General features: G+C 39.4%; 14 protein-coding genes and 3 pseudogenes. 10 read left to right on the top strand and 7 right to left on the bottom strand.

Going from position 1 to position 15,859, the window contains the following annotated elements:
- Positions 1-132 precede the first annotated feature (132 nt).
- The 6 genes from AC07VD_RS18295 to AC07VD_RS18270 all read left to right on the top strand — a co-directional run bounded on the left by AC07VD_RS18295 (position 133) and on the right by AC07VD_RS18270 (position 6,697).
- Positions 133-1,035 (top strand): DMT family transporter, encoded by a 903-nt coding sequence (locus AC07VD_RS18295; RefSeq protein WP_494721904.1) that lies wholly within the window; start codon positions 133-135, stop codon positions 1,033-1,035.
- 256 nt (positions 1,036-1,291) lie between these two features.
- The gene (locus AC07VD_RS18290; protein WP_494721921.1) at positions 1,292-1,984 is read left to right on the top strand and encodes a winged helix-turn-helix domain-containing protein; all 693 of its coding nucleotides are present in this window, start codon (positions 1,292-1,294) and stop codon (positions 1,982-1,984) included.
- Positions 1,985-1,996: 12 nt separating this feature from the next.
- A complete protein-coding gene (locus AC07VD_RS18285; protein WP_124060047.1) occupies positions 1,997-3,445 on the top strand; it encodes a HAMP domain-containing sensor histidine kinase in 1,449 nt (482 codons plus the stop codon).
- Complete coding sequence (locus AC07VD_RS18280; protein ID WP_494721903.1) at positions 3,442-4,581, top strand: WD40 repeat domain-containing protein; 1,140 nt, start codon at positions 3,442-3,444, stop codon at positions 4,579-4,581. The genes AC07VD_RS18285 and AC07VD_RS18280 overlap by 4 nt, the downstream gene beginning before the upstream one ends.
- Before the next feature lie 246 nt (positions 4,582-4,827).
- Positions 4,828-5,655: a polysaccharide deacetylase family protein gene (locus AC07VD_RS18275; protein ID WP_031315635.1), complete on the top strand. Its 828-nt coding sequence runs from the start codon at positions 4,828-4,830 to the stop codon at positions 5,653-5,655.
- A 154-nt stretch (positions 5,656-5,809) separates the two neighbouring features.
- Complete coding sequence (locus AC07VD_RS18270; protein WP_029878427.1) at positions 5,810-6,697, top strand: LCP family glycopolymer transferase; 888 nt, start codon at positions 5,810-5,812, stop codon at positions 6,695-6,697.
- Positions 6,698-6,766: 69 nt separating this feature from the next.
- Here AC07VD_RS18270 and AC07VD_RS18265 read toward each other — a convergent pair.
- From AC07VD_RS18265 to AC07VD_RS18245, 5 genes and pseudogenes are all read right to left on the bottom strand, one after another.
- Positions 6,767-7,557: pseudogene (locus AC07VD_RS18265) on the bottom strand (GNAT family N-acetyltransferase).
- A gap of 193 nt (positions 7,558-7,750) precedes the next feature.
- Positions 7,751-7,997 (bottom strand): annotated as a pseudogene (locus AC07VD_RS18260) (low molecular weight phosphatase family protein).
- A gap of 58 nt (positions 7,998-8,055) precedes the next feature.
- Positions 8,056-9,363 carry an arsenic transporter gene (locus tag AC07VD_RS18255; RefSeq protein ID WP_124060049.1) on the bottom strand — a complete coding sequence of 436 codons (1,308 nt, stop codon included), beginning with the start codon at positions 9,361-9,363 and terminating at the stop codon, positions 8,056-8,058.
- Positions 9,364-9,375: 12 nt separating this feature from the next.
- Entirely contained in the window at positions 9,376-9,711 is a 336-nt protein-coding gene (gene aseR, locus AC07VD_RS18250; protein ID WP_015482851.1) for a metal-responsive transcriptional regulator AseR, read from the bottom strand.
- 624 nt (positions 9,712-10,335) lie between these two features.
- Positions 10,336-10,932: a TetR/AcrR family transcriptional regulator gene (locus AC07VD_RS18245; RefSeq protein WP_015715300.1), complete on the bottom strand. Its 597-nt coding sequence runs from the start codon at positions 10,930-10,932 to the stop codon at positions 10,336-10,338.
- A gap of 206 nt (positions 10,933-11,138) precedes the next feature.
- On the opposite strand from AC07VD_RS18245, the gene AC07VD_RS18240 reads away from it, so the two are divergent.
- Positions 11,139-12,326 carry an MFS transporter gene (locus tag AC07VD_RS18240; protein WP_124060050.1) on the top strand — a complete coding sequence of 396 codons (1,188 nt, stop codon included), beginning with the start codon at positions 11,139-11,141 and terminating at the stop codon, positions 12,324-12,326.
- A 143-nt stretch (positions 12,327-12,469) separates the two neighbouring features.
- Here AC07VD_RS18240 and AC07VD_RS18235 read toward each other — a convergent pair.
- Positions 12,470-13,063 (bottom strand): annotated as a pseudogene (locus AC07VD_RS18235) (NAD(P)H-dependent oxidoreductase).
- Between the two features lie 110 nt (positions 13,064-13,173).
- On the opposite strand from AC07VD_RS18235, the gene AC07VD_RS18230 reads away from it, so the two are divergent.
- Positions 13,174-13,560: a winged helix-turn-helix transcriptional regulator gene (locus tag AC07VD_RS18230; protein ID WP_124060051.1), complete on the top strand. Its 387-nt coding sequence runs from the start codon at positions 13,174-13,176 to the stop codon at positions 13,558-13,560.
- Positions 13,561-13,708: 148 nt separating this feature from the next.
- Here AC07VD_RS18230 and AC07VD_RS18225 read toward each other — a convergent pair whose 3' ends face one another.
- On the bottom strand, positions 13,709-14,581 hold the full coding sequence (locus AC07VD_RS18225; RefSeq protein WP_014478959.1) for a YitT family protein: 873 nt from the start codon (positions 14,579-14,581) through the stop codon (positions 13,709-13,711).
- 253 nt (positions 14,582-14,834) lie between these two features.
- Here AC07VD_RS18225 and AC07VD_RS18220 point away from each other — a divergent pair, with 253 nt between their 5' ends.
- Both AC07VD_RS18220 and AC07VD_RS18215 read left to right on the top strand, forming a co-directional pair.
- The gene (locus tag AC07VD_RS18220; RefSeq protein WP_086343496.1) at positions 14,835-15,164 is read left to right on the top strand and encodes a winged helix-turn-helix transcriptional regulator; all 330 of its coding nucleotides are present in this window, start codon (positions 14,835-14,837) and stop codon (positions 15,162-15,164) included.
- 81 nt (positions 15,165-15,245) lie between these two features.
- The gene (locus AC07VD_RS18215; RefSeq protein ID WP_124060052.1) at positions 15,246-15,818 is read left to right on the top strand and encodes an alpha/beta hydrolase; all 573 of its coding nucleotides are present in this window, start codon (positions 15,246-15,248) and stop codon (positions 15,816-15,818) included.
- Positions 15,819-15,859 lie beyond the last annotated feature (41 nt).

Here is a 15,859-nt window from a genome sequence, read left to right as displayed (position 1 = left end):
AGAATCGGTCTCCTTAAAATAAATTGGTTGGGTCAAAATCCGTTTAACTGGTTGAAGCTATATCACCAAATCTTTATTAATATAAAAACACATTAAATAACTGGTTGGTTTTTGTAAAGAGGAGTGAGAGGAATGCGAAAGAAAACAGTTCAAATAATGATATCTCATAGTCTCATGATTGGTTTATGGGCATCTGCTTTTCCGGGAATTCGCGCAGGACTAGAAGGGTACACACCAGAACACCTTGCTTTATGTCGTTTGTTAATCGGCTCTATGGCATTATTGCTTTTTGCTGTTTTGACTCAGATGCGCCTACCCGACTTGAAAGACATTCCTGCCATTTTTCTTTTAGGGTTTTTTGGTTTTGCACTGTATCACATTTTGCTGAACATCGGTGAAAAAACAGTTAGTGCCGGAGTTGCAAGCTTACTCGTTACTACGGCACCGATCTTCTCAGCCATGCTATCCCGCCTGTTTTACAAAGAGCATTTTGGATTTACGAAATGGCTTGGCTCTATGATCAGTTTATTGGGTGTATTATTGATTGCATTTGGGGCGGGAGACTTTACATATTCAATGAGCGGTATCTTGGTCATCCTGCTGGCAGCATTTTCGGAGAGTATTTATTTCGTTTTTCAAGCCCGCTATATAAAAAAATATGGTTTTATTCCATTCGTTACATTCACCATTTGGGGCGGAACAATACCTATGCTTGTGTTTCTGCCAGGCTTAGGCGAAGAGATGATGAACGCTTCAATAAGCGCAACTTTGTCTATCGTTTACTTAGGATTATTGCCGACGGTTATTCCTTACTTCGCACTAGCATATGTCACTTCACTCGTCGGTGCTTCAGAAGCAACCCTTTCACTTTATGTTACACCGGCTTTAGCCTTGATCATATCTTGGATCTGGATCGGCGAAATACCCACACTGATCTCTCTGCTAGGCGGAGTGGTTACAGTTGGCGGGGTATGTTTTACCTATTTAACACCCAATAAAATCAAACGATATGGAAACGCTCTTATACATAAATAAAGAAGATACCCGCATCATTTGGTATCTTTTTAATAAGCTCATTTATCAATTAAAATTGCATTGTTTACCATAGTCCTCTAATCCAACGATAGCTCAATTCCCCCGATTTTGTTGACGATGGTGAAAATATATCCAATTATAGTTTGGTCTGAAGTTCTGAATAATCACTATTAAAAAGAATGCTATAATGAGTGATATTGCAGACTCTAAGATAGATATATTCAATTTAATCATGAAACAGGGAATGAATGAAATAATGGATAAAACGAAAATACTTATTATTGAAGATGATGAAGCAATAGCAGATCTGCTTTCATACGGGCTTACGCAGGAAGGTTTTCAAACGTGTACTGAATCTAACGGAGCTTTAGGGATGAAACAGCTAGACCAATTCAAACCCGATCTTCTGCTGCTTGATTGGATGCTGCCAGATTGCAGCGGATTGGATATCTGTAAAAAAGTGACCCAACGCTATAATATCCCTATACTTATGATCACCGCAAAGTCAGATATCACTGATAAAGTCCTTGGGTTGGAATTTGGGGCTGACGATTATATTACAAAGCCATTTGACTTGCGTGAAGTTATCGCCAGAATTCGTACAATACTCAGGCGTCTTGAACAAGCTAACCACGTGAATGATCGAGGATCGTCTAATGAGGATCACATTCAATTAAAAAATATTGTGATGATCCCAGACGAAAGAATAGTAAAAAAAGATGGGATCATTGTTGATTTGACTCCTAAAGAATTTGATCTGCTTAAGACATTGATTGACCATCGTGGAAAAATCTTTACACGTTCAGAGCTGTTGGAATTTGTTTGGGGCTACGATTTTGCCGGGGATACACGTACGGTAGATACTCATATCCAAAGACTCCGTAAAAAACTGGATGCAAGCGACCTCATTAAAACAGTGTTTGGCATTGGATATAAATTCGAGAAGTAGGAGGAGTAGAGAGTGTTACGGACGATCAAGGGTAAATTTATTATTGGTTTTTTTCTGATTTTTTCTCTCTCTTTCCTAGTGCTCAATCAAACGGTCAAAAGCGTCATTTGGTCAAGCAATGAAAAAATTGTAACCTCAGATTTAATAGAGTTAAAAAAAAACAGCATCGTGTATATCAATCAAGCATTTTTAATCAATCATTATAAAAACAATGAACTATACTTCGGCGATATGGCCGATGAAATAGTGGATAGTTTAACTCATTCAACAGGAAGCAATGTAGGCGTTTATACCGTAGATGGCACTTTGTTGTCTTCTTCTAATAAAACAGTGTTTTCACAAGGCATTGACGAGGATCTAGCAAAAGCAATTAACGGAAAAAATGCTTATCATATCACCTATGATCGAAATCAAGCACAGGTGTTTTTTTCTTATCCCGTTGTCATTGATGGTGCAAAAGTTGGCATATTGCGTTTTTCTAAAGATTTTAATTTGCTTTACAAACAAAGCGGAGAGATTTTAAATATTATTTTTTATATCGCTCTTGCGATATTTGTGGCGGCGTTTCTTTTCTCTTATATACTCTCCAGACACATCACGATTCCAATCGTCAAGCTGACAGAGGCCACCTCAGAAGTCAAAAAGGGAAAGCTGGATGTGGATATCCATTTTTCTAGAAAAGATGAAATTGGCCAGCTTACGGTTAATTTCAATGATATGATCACCAGAATTAGGGATCAAATTTCAACTATCGAAAAAGATCGGGACAGGTTAAAGGAACTTAATGAACAGGAAAAACGTTTTTTTGACAATATGACCCATGAACTGAAAACACCTCTGACTTCTATTCAAGGCTATGCTGAAATCATAAAACAAAAAGGGGAATCAGATCAGGCGTTTTTTGATAAAGGAATGAATCATATTGTTGAAGAAAGCCGGCGTCTGCACAATTTGGTTATAAAACTTCTTGAGGTATCTAGAGAAACCTCTAAAGAACAATTCGATAGGATTGATGCAGGAACGATTTTGAAAGATGTATGCGAATCTATGAAATTTCGTGCAGAACGATATAAAAAGAAGATCACCTATGAGATAGAAGACAGTCTCTATGTGTATGGTCAAAAGAATAGAGTGCGCCAACTCTTTATTAATCTTTTGGACAATGCGATCAAATACAGTTTATCTCATTCAGAAATCATGATTCAGGCTAAAGTTGCGGGAGATCAGGTTCTTTTTATGTTCAAAAATCCAAGTGATCCATATGACGACAAACAATACACAAAAGTGTTTCAGCCTTTTTATTCAATAAACCAAAAGGTGACGGAAGAAGGAAGTTTAGGGTTGGGGTTAAGCATAGTTAAAACAATTGTCGAAAAACATGGAGGAACAATCAAGATGTTCTACGAAGAAAACCATACAATCATCACTATTGAACTAGCTTACATGAAGGTTGAGAAATGATCATGAAGAACAAACGGTTTATTATATTGTCAGGGATATTATTGATTTCCTTGATTTTTGTATCCAGCTATAATATGGGCAAGCGATCTGAAACCATTATCATTCCAAACAAGGAAGAGAGCCAGATTGATGACGATCAGAAGTCGGGCTCCTTTCAGGTGAAGAAGATATATCGCCTCCCTCAAGCTGACCAGTTGCTTGGCTGGTCTTCATCAAACTCTGTAGTTGGTTTTTTCAAAGGAAATGACACAACGGAAGGTAAAGCGCAGCATCTTCAGAATGTCTCCTATCCTTTTGAAAAACCTGAAACTCTGCAGAGCATTGACCGCAATACTTCCAACCTTAAGTTGTCTCCCGACGGGAAAAGTATCGCCGGATTAACGATGTCATCAAATAAGATAACACTAAATCTAATATCACTTACGAACAGAAACAAAAAGGAAATAGCCAGCTTTTCTTCTAGCAAGGATGCCTTTGTACAGGATATTTCATGGTCAAATAATAGCAAATACATTTGTTATCTTGTCATTGATACGACAAAAAATGACCAGACTGCGGTCAATGTATTCAACATAGATTCCGGAACCCTCAAAACGTATCCATTGAAGAATGTTGATGAAAAGGATTCGCTTACGGCAGTTTCCATTTCAGATGATGGACGTAGTTTGCTGCTAACCATGTTACAAGGGCAACAATATCGCATTATGACGGGGACCATCAGCGGTGACAGCATCACTATTCAAAATAAGCGGCAGATTAGCCCCTATGGTAAACCTGTTTGGTTAAACAATGACCAATTTGTATTTTTAGGTATCGGAGAAACCTTATACGAATACGACCTCAGAAACAGTGAGCTCTCTGTTCTGCTCGAAAATGTAGCTGTTTTTACCATATCTAATGATCGAAAGAAGATCGCTTACTCTTTATATGACAAGGACAATACTTATGCAGGAAAGCTGCAAGGGAAAAATGTCCTCTACGCAGAACCTATATACCACGGCGCCAACCCATCAGAAATATATTGGAGTCCAGATGGCAGCAACCTGCTTGTTTATGAACAAAACCAGTATACTTCTATGGAAAACTCATCAGCCCGATTTTTTGACGATCGCTCTTATATCATATCCTTCAAGTAAACCTTATTTCTATTGAATAGAAATAAGGTTTTTTCTTATACCTGCAAGATATTACATAACAATGATTCCTTCATTTGTTGACATTTTGTTTACAAGTTGATCAAACTTCTGCGATAACTCCCATCTATATTAAAAGAGCATCATTTTTACCGGGCTTTGTCTCCAAAGTTTCATTGGCCTTCTAATTTATGTGACTCGTTCGCGAGAAAACTAGTTTTGATATCTACAATTGAGGAGTTGGAAAAAGTGTCAAATTCACCAAGAAGGGATCGTAAGTTGAATCAAATAGGAAAAATAGGTTTTGGGATATTGATTATTCTAGGTGTAACGTTACTATGCATTTCCTGGAAGGCACTTGCCGGCCCAAAGCAGGAACCAATAAAAGAAAGTACAAACGCTTCTGAGCAGGCGCATATAGAAACACACAAAAATTCAGCACAGAAAAAAGAACAAAAAAAACCTGCTGAAATCGGGAAGGTCGTTTATTTAACATTTGATGACGGACCAAACCCTGCTGCTTCAGAGAAAATTATGGATTTGCTTCATAAATACAATGCAAAGGGAACGTTTTTTATGTTAAAACCAAATATCGAGCGAAATCCTAATATTGTGAGAAAAATGGCGGAAAACGGCCATTCTGTTGGGTCTCACGGCGTGACGCACCAGGTTTCCGAAATCTATAAATCCCCTGAAAGCTTTGCTGCAGAAATGAACGATACATTGGACTACATTAAAGAAACAACCAAAGTCAACACGCATTTAATAAGAGCACCTTACGGGTCAAAGCCTTACATTACTGGCCCTTTTAGAGATGTTGTGGAGCGTGATCATTTTAACCTGTGGGATTGGACGGTTGACTCAGAGGACTGGAAGTACACTCATGGAGAGTTTGTTAAGAGTGTCATTCAGCAAGTCAAAACCCTTGAAGGAAAAGAGCCGCTTATTGTATTAATGCATGAAAAGCCAACTACCGCGGCGTATTTGGAACAATTATTAAAATATTTCCGGGAAAGCGGATACGAAATGAAAGCAATTCATGATTCAATCAAACCGGTACAATTCAGATTCAATTGAAGTATAAATTTAAAGTATCTTATATGAACTACAAAATATCACGGAGATAAAAGAATTATTTATTAGAGAACCGTTAAGAACCAGTACAACATATAAATATTCAACTTGATCAGAAAGGAATTTGATAGTGAAAATCGGGAGAAGGAAACTGAAAATGCAGAGTATTTTATTGTTTGTTCTAGCCCTCTTGTTAACCATTGGAGGCCTGACCTGCTATAGCATTTACCGAAACGTAGCAAAATCGGTCAACCATATGTATGAACCTCTGCAAAGAGATTCTAAGCAACAAGATGCTAGTCTTGGACATGATCCTATATCGATTCTTTTGCTGGGAGTAGATGAGCGCCCCGGTGATAAAGGACGGCCTGATTCGATGATCGTACTGACTTTAAATCCAGAGACGAAAACATCGACGATGGTAAGTATACCGCGTGATACCAGAGTATTTATGCGATCAAAGAATACCAATATTAAAATGAACGCAGCATATACTTACGAGGGTATTGAAGGTGCCGTTCAAACCGTTGAACAATTTTTAAACATTCCAATCAATTATTATATCAAAGTCAATATGGAAGGGTTTAAAGATATTGTAGATGAGATTGGCGGAATCACAGTGAATAATGATTTCCCTTTTACCCTGGAAGGGGTGCATATACCAAAAGGGGAACAGCACCTGGATGGAAAGGTTGCCCTTAAATACGCACGGATGAGAAAAGAAGATCCTCGCGGTGATTTTGGGCGGCAGCAGCGGCAGCGAGAAATCATTAACCAAATTATTCACGAAGGAGCACAATTAAAATCATTAAAAAACTATCAAGGAATTTTGGCTGCCTTAGAAAAAAATATACAAACAAACTTAACACTTGATAAAATGATTGATATTCAACGCTCTTATAAAGAAGCCGTTCAACATGTCAAACAGATCGAAATAAAAGGTGAGGATAAAAAGATAGATCACTTATGGTATCATGTTGTAACTGATGAAACGAGAAAGGACTTATCGAAGAAACTTCGCCAGCAATTAAATCTAGATTCTTAATAAAATAAAAACCGGTATTCACCAACCGCTTACTCATGTAAAGAGAAGAGTTCTTGCCTCTTCTCTTTTTTATGATTTCCCGGAATAAAAAAGAGAGTATTCGATTATTTTCTTAAACCCTAGTTTAGCTGCTAATGCAATGGACGAATTGTTGCAGATATCACAATCCCAGCTAGGAACAATCCCATTTTCCATACAAAACGCTATAAACCTATTTGCTACGCAATAAGCTAACCCCAGTCCTCTATATTCCTCAAGTGTGTAGATATCCATTTCCGCTCGATTATGCCCTAAAAATATAGAGGTACACTCACTTACTACATGATTGCCATGTAATACAGCAAATCCAAAACCTTTTGAAGCAAACTGTGAGACAGAATCCCAATACTCCTCATAATACGCGCTGTTAAACGCTGTGCTGTGTGAAATGATGTCTTCGTCAATTCTTTTCAATACAAGCCCCTTTGGCAGTTGCAAAGTCTTTTTGAAAGATTTTGGTTGATAAGAAAATGCAGCTCTTCTCATTTGGTTCAAGTCATCTTTCAGTATGGGTTTCAGTACGCTATCCCATGTATCACTGGAAGAAAACAAGGTAAATCGTTTTGATGATTTCACTTGTTCTTCATAATATCCTGCAATGAAATCATGAAAATCCCGATTCCCTTGGTCTCCCGCAATAAAATAAATGCCTGATTCAGTTCCTATAAAAAACGATTTAGGAAAGGTTTGATCATCTGCATAAACAGCTCCCGGAATGGTTTGGTCTAATATTGATAGACAAATGTGGGACAATATTTGTCATCAAACATTGTTTTTAAGCTACTGTATTTTTCTTTTGTTAATTCCTGCAAAACAGACAACTCCTTTAAAACACCGTCTCCTTCATGATTCTGTTCACAAATCAATTTTCCTCTGTCACCAGCTAAATAACTTCCCTGTTACGAATCTCAGACAAATAAAAACAAAAACAGGTGTCTGCACTCAGCTCGCAGACACCTGTTGAACAACACATTGCATTATATAACCCAAGGAAACGCTGAATATATCGATTCTTTATTCCCCAGTTACAGCAAACTGTTTTAAACGGTCACCAATTTCATCACGGACCCTTTGGAAACACTTCTTCTGTTCCGTGTGCTTTTGCCGGATCATCAAATTTATCCGATGTTTGATTTGAAATATCAATCCCTGCTTCTTTCATAGCTTTGACAGCTTTCAGATGTCATCCATGACATTCGATTTCAGCGCTATACTCATTCCACTTGTCCCCAAGATATTTTCTCCCCCACCCTTCAGCCATTTGGCTGCGGCAAGAGTTACCTGTGCATTGTTTTCCTTGATATAGTGACCTTGTCCTTTTAGAAAAAAGAATGGATTATCAGCAGCCAAATATACAGGCCGACAAGTGTGATCAATAAAGTGGGTATCGTGAGGATAATTCCTGTTTTAAAATACGTGCCCCAGGAAATTTTCATACCTTTGTGCGAAAGAACATGAAGCCATAATAATGTCGCCAAGGAACCAATCGGTGTTATTTTAGGCCCTAAATCTGAACCGATCACATTTGCATAAATAAGCGCTTCTCTCATCATCCCATGTGTATCTGTACCGGCAATAGCCAATGCGTCAATCATAACAGTCGGCAAGTTATTCATAATGGAAGAAAGAATCGCCGCAATAAAGCCCATTCCAATTATCCCAGCAAACAATCCTTGATCAGCTGCGGCTTGAATCACATCTGAAAGGACATCCGTTAATCCGGCATTTCGGACACCATACACAACAACGTACATGCCAATTGAAAAGAATACGATAGCCCATGGCGCCTCTTTCACCACTTTCTTTGTATGGACGGCCGGACTCTTTTGCGCAGCGATTAAGAAAATGATCGCAATGCTGCCCGCTACCACTGATACAGGGATAGAAAAAAATTCACTTACAAAATATCCAATTAACAGCAGCCCTAAGATATACCATGACAGTCTGAACATGTTTTGATCTTTAATTGCTTCAACCGGTTTTTTAACCTCAGTCAGATCATAGCGTTTTGGTATGCTTTTTCTAAAGAAAAGGTAAAGTACAATGATGCTCGCCAGCAGCGAAAACAAGTACGGGACAACCATTCTGGATGCATAATCAATAAACGTAATATGAAAATAGTCCGCTGAAACAATGTTGACCAAATTGCTCACTACTAAAGGAAGCGAAGTGGTATCCGCAATAAATCCGCTGGCAATGATAAAAGGAAAAACTAATTTTTCATTAAAATGTAATGCTCTGACCATCGCTAATACGATTGGTGTCAATATAAGAGCTGCACCGTCATTTGCAAATAACGCGGCGACGATAGCTCCTAATAGAGATACATAAACGAACATCCGCACACCGTTTCCTTTTGCAGCCTTAGCCATATGAAGCGCTGCCCATTCAAAGAAACCGATATTATCAAGAATTAATGATATCAGTATGATGGCCACAAAAGCCAAGGTCGCATTCCAAACAATCCCTGTCACAGTTAACACATCATGAAAATTGACAACACCTGCAATCAGCGCTAACACTGCGCCTCCACAGGCTGACCACCCTATAGATAAATTTTTCGGCTGCCATATGACCAATACTAGAGTTAATAAAAAGATGAATACTGCCAAAATCATTGATGTCAATCTAATGCCTCCTTACTGGCAACACGCTTGAGTTTTCTTTTGTTTGATATGGTTTAACAATTCATCCTCCTGATCAATTTGATGTAAGATCAATTGCAATGTATCAAACTCAGGACAGGAACCATTTATTGAATAATAACGCCATTGGCCTCTTCTGTCCTCATTCACAAAACCTGCGTTTTTTAATTTCCGCAAATGCTGGCTTATGGCGGGCTGGCTCATTTCGAACATATCAACCAATTGACAGACACAATATTCTTTTTCAAGAAATAATCTCATCATTATAAGCCTAGTTTGATCACTAAGTGTTTTCAAACAACGAGTCATCGCCGCAACATCAATCGTCATATGAGCTCCTCCTTCCCAAATCAATATATAAGCAAATCGTTATATACACGCCAAATGATTATACATTCCCCTTTACGTTTCCATATGTAGCGCTCCGTATATCTTAAGGATCAAAACTTTGAAACGAAAACCTGAGTCGCTCCCCGCGTTTCCTTAGCGCCCCCGTCATTATATAAACTTTTATTTATATAAACAATCCCTTATATTTGGAACATCAAATATTCCAGTATAAATATTAGACTATTTCAGTTATGGGAGTAGTCATAGAGCCCAAGATGAAAATAGACAGATCCTCTGGATATTAAAAAACAGGTCTCTTTAGAGGCCTGTTTACATTGCAAGTATTTTTTCCATTGCCATGACACCTACATAATGGTCATCGATTTTCCCCTGTTCTTTAAATACTCCAACTTTGCGATATTCCATTGAAGTATAGAACCCTTGTTCCAATCGATGAAAAGGAAATGTAATAATATGATGTTATGTATTCACGATTGAATGACTTCTTTTTCGACATCCGATAAGAGTTCCCTCGATGATTCCGCTCAGCAACAAAAATCTTATATTTCACGTACGATGGAACCAATTTGTCATATAATCCGTAGCTTTTGCAGTTCTTATCAGCTACATACTCTCTGTAGCAGAGGTAGCTTGAACTCCCTTAAACGCGTTCATCACCAAATCATGCACATAGGAATCATTCACCTCATCCCCTGTTATAAGCAGACGATAGAAAATTGGTCCGTAAATGAGATCTATGCTTACTTCAATATCAAGATTCTCTCTCAATTCACCTTTCTGAATTCCCTTTTCTAGAAGGCCTTTCGCTTGGAGGCGGCGAGGCTGGAAAAATCGCGTGCGATATTCTTCTGCCAATTTTTCATCCAACTGCCCTGCACCTATTAATTCCTTAATAACGGTTCCTTCCCGGCTTGTCAAAAACCTAGCTAAATTCGTGGCGTGGGTTACTATATCTTGTACTGACGACCCTGTATCAGGCACAGGCAGCCTGTCCGTCGCGGTCGAAAGAAAGCTGTCCATGATAACGGCAGCCTTGTTAGACCACCATTTATAAATCGTTGCTTTACTCACTTTCGCACGCTCGGCAATTTTATCGACTGTCACCGCATCGAAGCCTTTTTCCAGCAATAGGTCATAGGCTGCAGAGAGAATCGCCTTATGCGTTCCTTCATCACGCGGCCGCCCTCGTTTACTCTGCACATGAATCATTCCTTCCCGCAATATAAACTATACGTTCAGTATACTTAATCTGAATAAAAAAAGAAAACAGAAACCTATTTACAAAACTGAACGTTTAGTATATTATTTTCCTTAATCAACGAAACTGAACGTTCAGTTTATAAAATCACTTGTGTTGAGAAGTCATGATTACACTCAAAAAACCACTTAAAAAGGAGTTCATTCTTATGGCTAATGGAAACAAACAAGCAAGTCAGAGGGTTTCACCCAGTTTAACCCTTCTTCTCGCAACTGCATGCGGTATCATTGTTGCTAATCTTTACTATGCACAACCCTTGGTCGGATTAATTAGTAAGGCAATTGGACTTTCTCCAAGCAGTGCTGGATTGATTGTCACACTCACCCAAATCGGATACGTTGCCGGCTTATTATTTCTTGTCCCTTTAGGAGATATTATCGAAAACAAAAAACTTATTGTTGTATCGCTCCTTCTAAGCGCAGCGGCTTTGACACTAACAGCATTTGTGAAGCATGGAACACTGTTTTTAGCAGCTGCGTTTTTCGTCGGATTGGGATCAATCGCAGCCCAAGTGCTTGTTCCATTTGCATCATACCTTGCATCAGACGCTGCACGCGGCCGGGTTGTTGGCAATGTCATGAGCGGCTTATTACTCGGTATTATGCTTTCCCGTCCGATATCTAGTCTAGTCGCTGATATCTGGGGGTGGAATGCAATATTCGCTTTGTCCGCCGTGGTAAGTGTTATCCTGGCCATCGTATTATCAAAAGTGCTTCCTGCCAGAAAACCAACAGCAAATACAAACTATACTGCCTTACTCGGTTCAATGTGGAAGCTGCTGCGCACGACTCCAATCTTACGCCGCCGTGCCATCTATCATGCGTTTGTATTTGGAGCTTTCAGCTTGTTCTGGACTACCGTTCCTTTATTATTGTCGGGTCCTGATTTTCATTTTTCTCAGAAGGCAATAGCACTCTACGCATTGGTGGGCATTGCGGGTGCAGTCGCTGCACCAATAGGCGGCCGGCTGGCTGATCGAGGCTTGACCCGGCTTGCCACTGGAATCGCTCTCGGTGTTGTCGTTGTCTCTTTATTACTGCCGCTCATGATTCAGAGTAGCTCCCCCGTCGGTATAACAGTTCTAGTGGCCGCAGCTATTCTGTTAGATATGGGCGTATCTGCAAACCTCGTGCTCAGTCAACGTGCTATTTTTTCGTTGGCGCCTGAAATTCGCAGTCGATTAAACGGATTATTCATGGCGATCTTCTTTCTAGGCGGTGCGATAGGGTCATCAATTGGAGGATGGGCATATGCCTCAGGGGGATGGAGTACAGCATTATGGATTGGCATCGCTTTTCCGGTCATCGCTTTGCTTTATTTCATCACAGAGAAATAAGTCTTTCACCAAAAATAAGCAGTCAGGACCAAGCAAATAGCTTATTTTTGGTGGCTTCTTCTTTTTTCGCTATATGTTAAAATCCCTCTGCTGAACAAGAAAAAATCCTGCTTGGTGAGTACAGGATTTTCCAAAATCAATCTTTATGTTAAATCGACACCCTCCAGCTGTTTCAAATATCTTTGCAGGCGAACCTTCGGGTTTAATTCTATATTTGTAATATGCTTTACATACCGATTCGCACTTTCGGCAATTTCTTGGTCACTGATTGTATTGGCGCGATATTCGGCAAAGGAAGGCAGATAGGTCATGCCTACTAAATGGGCAGATGCTTGGAACGGTTTTGTCAGCTCGCTTATCGAAAACAAGTTATATCCGCCGGCTTGATAAGAGTGTTCAGGTGAACCGATGGACATGGCAGTTACCCACTCTTTCCCCTTCAATTTATTTCCGCCGGGACCATGAGCCCAGCCAAACGTAAACACTTCATCAAACCACTATTTTAAAAGCGGGGGGCTGCTGTACCAGTATAATGGAAACTGAAAAACGATACGGTCATGGGCCAGGAGCTGCTGTTGTTCAAATTCCACATCAATTGGTTGATCGCGATATTTTTCATAAAGATCATGGACAGTTACATCTGGTTCACTTAATACGGCTTCTTTCCACTTTTTATTGATACGAGAGGATTCTATATTCGGATGTACAACGAGTACGAGTGTTTTCATATGATCCATTCCTTTCATTCCTTAGATGTGACATCATTATATGATGTATATTAATATATAAAAAGTACGCACATTGAATGTATATAGTATCAAAAAGTATACTATTAGGAGTGAACAGCTTGAGAAATCGTAAACTCGGCATTGATTATTCTTCTGATGACTTTGAAGGATGTCCGGTGGAGACAACATTAGATATCATCGGAGGTAAGTGGAAAGGCATTCTTCTTTATCATCTCATTGACGGTAAAAAGAGGTTTAATGAGTTTCGAAAACTATACCCAAAAATTACCCAGCGTATGCTCACGCTACAATTAAGAGAATTGGAACGGGATGGCGTGATTCACCGCGAGGTTTATAAACAGGTCCCTCCAAAAGTCGAATACTCTTTAACTGAGTTTGGAAGAACATTAGAACCTGTTATCCTGCACATGAAGGACTGTGGAGAAAAATATAAAGACAGGATTGATAAGCTCGAAGCAGCACGTAAAGCTGAAGATAAAATCTAATAACCAGAAAAAATACCAAGGGTTTTGACGCCCTTGGTATTTCTGTGATTCAGACCTTCACCGGTGACACCCACAAGCCCTCAAAAAGTGTTTTTGATTACATTTACCGGCGATATGTCAGTTACCGTTAAAAAGGTCATTCTATTTTTTAATGATGATTAAGACTTCTAAAATTGCTGCCCTTCACTTCAGCTACGTCATATACGGTGACAAAGGCGGATTTATCAATATCATTAATAATTTCCTTTAGTTTGGTTTCTTCTAAACGGTTGATGACACATGTGATTTCTTTAAATTTCTCGTGGGAAAAACCCCCGTAAGCTTCTTTATATGTGGCGCTTCGGCCTAATTGATCACGTATTGTCTCTACCATTAATTCAGGTTGGGTTGTAATAATTTGAAAGGTTTTAGAGCCGCTTAAGCCTTCCTCCACAACATGAATCACTTTGGATGCAATGTAGTAAGCAATGACTGAAAGCAATGCCCCTTGTAAGCCAAATACTGTGGAAACAAAAATAAACACAAATAGGTTTAAGAATAGAATGAGATCGCTCGTTCCGAATGGCAGTTTTCGGGATAGCAGCACAGCAAGCATGTCAATTCCATCTAATGCGCCGCCATTACGCAGCGCCAGCCCCATTCCGAATCCAAGGATAATCCCGCCGACAACGGTAATTAACAGGGTATCTCCTTCTATGATAGCGGGTGTGTGGTGGAAAAAGCTTGTCCCCGCGGCAAGCGATACGATTCCGATAATTGATAATAATGCAAAGCTTTTCCCAATTTGCTTATATCCTAACCAGACAAATGGAATGTTGATCACAGCAATCAAAATCCCCAGCGGCAAGTTGAATAGCTGTGAACCAACGATGCTAAGACCCGTCACCCCTCCATCAGATACACTGTTTGGAATGAGCACTGTTTCTAGTCCATACGCCGCTATGATTCCTCCAATGATAACCATGATGATTTGGAAAATCATTTTCGCTTTAAATTTCTTATGTTTTTTGGTTGTATTCATACCATTCCTCATTTCTCAAATATTTCGTTATATTTAAATATACCATAATAGATATTTTCAGCTAAAAACATGCGTTTTTTTAAATAAAGTAATTAACAGTAAGGTAACCCTCTTTGACTTAGAACATTCATGTACCGTGCCGCCTGTTGAGCAAGCGGCCACTTTCACTTCAGATCGTGAATCGCCCTCAAACTTCAACACCGAAAATCCTGAATTATTCTGATATGATACCTTAAAAAGGAGGTTCGATTACATGGATAGCCTGTGCCGCAGTAAACAAGCCCCATTTGAATACACCTTATCTCTTATAGGGGGCAAATGGAAAATGAGAATTCTCTATGAGTTAGGGTGTGAAAAAACGATGAGATACGGCGAGCTGAAAAGGGCTATGCCCTTCATCACCCATAAAATGTTAAGCGCACAGCTTAAGGAATTGCAAACTGACGGCCTTATTCATCGGTCTGAGGTTTCTCAAACCCCACTGAAAGTAGAGTATTCGTTATCTGACAGAGGGCGATCTTTGTATCCCCTCATAGATGAGATGTGTAAGTGGGGAATGGCACAAGGAGTGCCTCATATATAAAGCTACTTACAAAAAAGTGCGTACTTGTTTCCCAATGAGAGGAATTTTATACTGAATGAAAATATTTCTTAGGAGGAAATAATGACAAAACAGGTCTATATCATTCATGGCTACAGAGCTTCCTCAACAAATCATTGGTTCCCTTGGCTGAAAAAACGTCTGCTCGCAGATGGGATCCAAGCAGACATTTTAAACATGCCTAATCCGCTCCAGCCAAGACTTGAGGATTGGCTGGAGACACTCTCTTTATATCAGCACACTTTACACGAAAATACGTATTTGGTTGCGCACAGCTTAGGGTGCCCCGCCATTTTGAGATTTTTGGAACATATTCAATTACGAAAACAGCTTGGCGGAATCATACTTGTTTCCGGCTTTACCAAATCATTGCCCACTTTACAGATGTTAGATGAATTTACACAGGGATCGTTTGATCATCAAAAAATCATCGAGTCCGCGAAGCACCGTGCTGTCATTGCTTCTAAGAACGACCAAATTGTTCCATTTTCATGGAGCAAGGAGCTGGCACAACAAATTGACGCTGCGTTATACGAAGTCCAGCACGGGGGTCATTTTCTAGAAAATGAGGGGTTTACTTCTTTGCCTATTGTTTATGATATTTTAACCTCTTATTTTTCAAAAGAAACCCGCTAACATCTTTCACCCATCTGCTTCAATCGAGCCCGCGAAAAGCG

This window comes from Bacillus sp. GW821-FHT01G09, from assembly GCF_059422205.1.
This window is presented reverse-complemented; position numbering and strand designations above follow the sequence as displayed.

Excerpts from the sequence above, each read along its gene's own strand:
- AC07VD_RS18220 (WP_086343496.1), top strand. The coding sequence starts at position 14,835 with ATGGATAGCCTGTGCCGCAGTAAACAAGCCCCATTTGAATACACCTTA.
- aseR (WP_015482851.1), bottom strand. The coding sequence starts at position 9,711 with ATGACGATTGATGTTGCGGCGATGACTCGTTGTTTGAAAACACTTAGT.
- AC07VD_RS18240 (WP_124060050.1), top strand. The coding sequence starts at position 11,139 with ATGGCTAATGGAAACAAACAAGCAAGTCAGAGGGTTTCACCCAGTTTA.
- AC07VD_RS18225 (WP_014478959.1), bottom strand. The coding sequence starts at position 14,581 with ATGAATACAACCAAAAAACATAAGAAATTTAAAGCGAAAATGATTTTC.
- AC07VD_RS18280 (WP_494721903.1), top strand. The coding sequence starts at position 3,442 with ATGATCATGAAGAACAAACGGTTTATTATATTGTCAGGGATATTATTG.
- AC07VD_RS18295 (WP_494721904.1), top strand. The coding sequence starts at position 133 with ATGCGAAAGAAAACAGTTCAAATAATGATATCTCATAGTCTCATGATT.
- AC07VD_RS18215 (WP_124060052.1), top strand. The coding sequence starts at position 15,246 with ATGACAAAACAGGTCTATATCATTCATGGCTACAGAGCTTCCTCAACA.
- AC07VD_RS18290 (WP_494721921.1), top strand. The coding sequence starts at position 1,292 with ATGGATAAAACGAAAATACTTATTATTGAAGATGATGAAGCAATAGCA.
- AC07VD_RS18270 (WP_029878427.1), top strand. The coding sequence starts at position 5,810 with ATGCAGAGTATTTTATTGTTTGTTCTAGCCCTCTTGTTAACCATTGGA.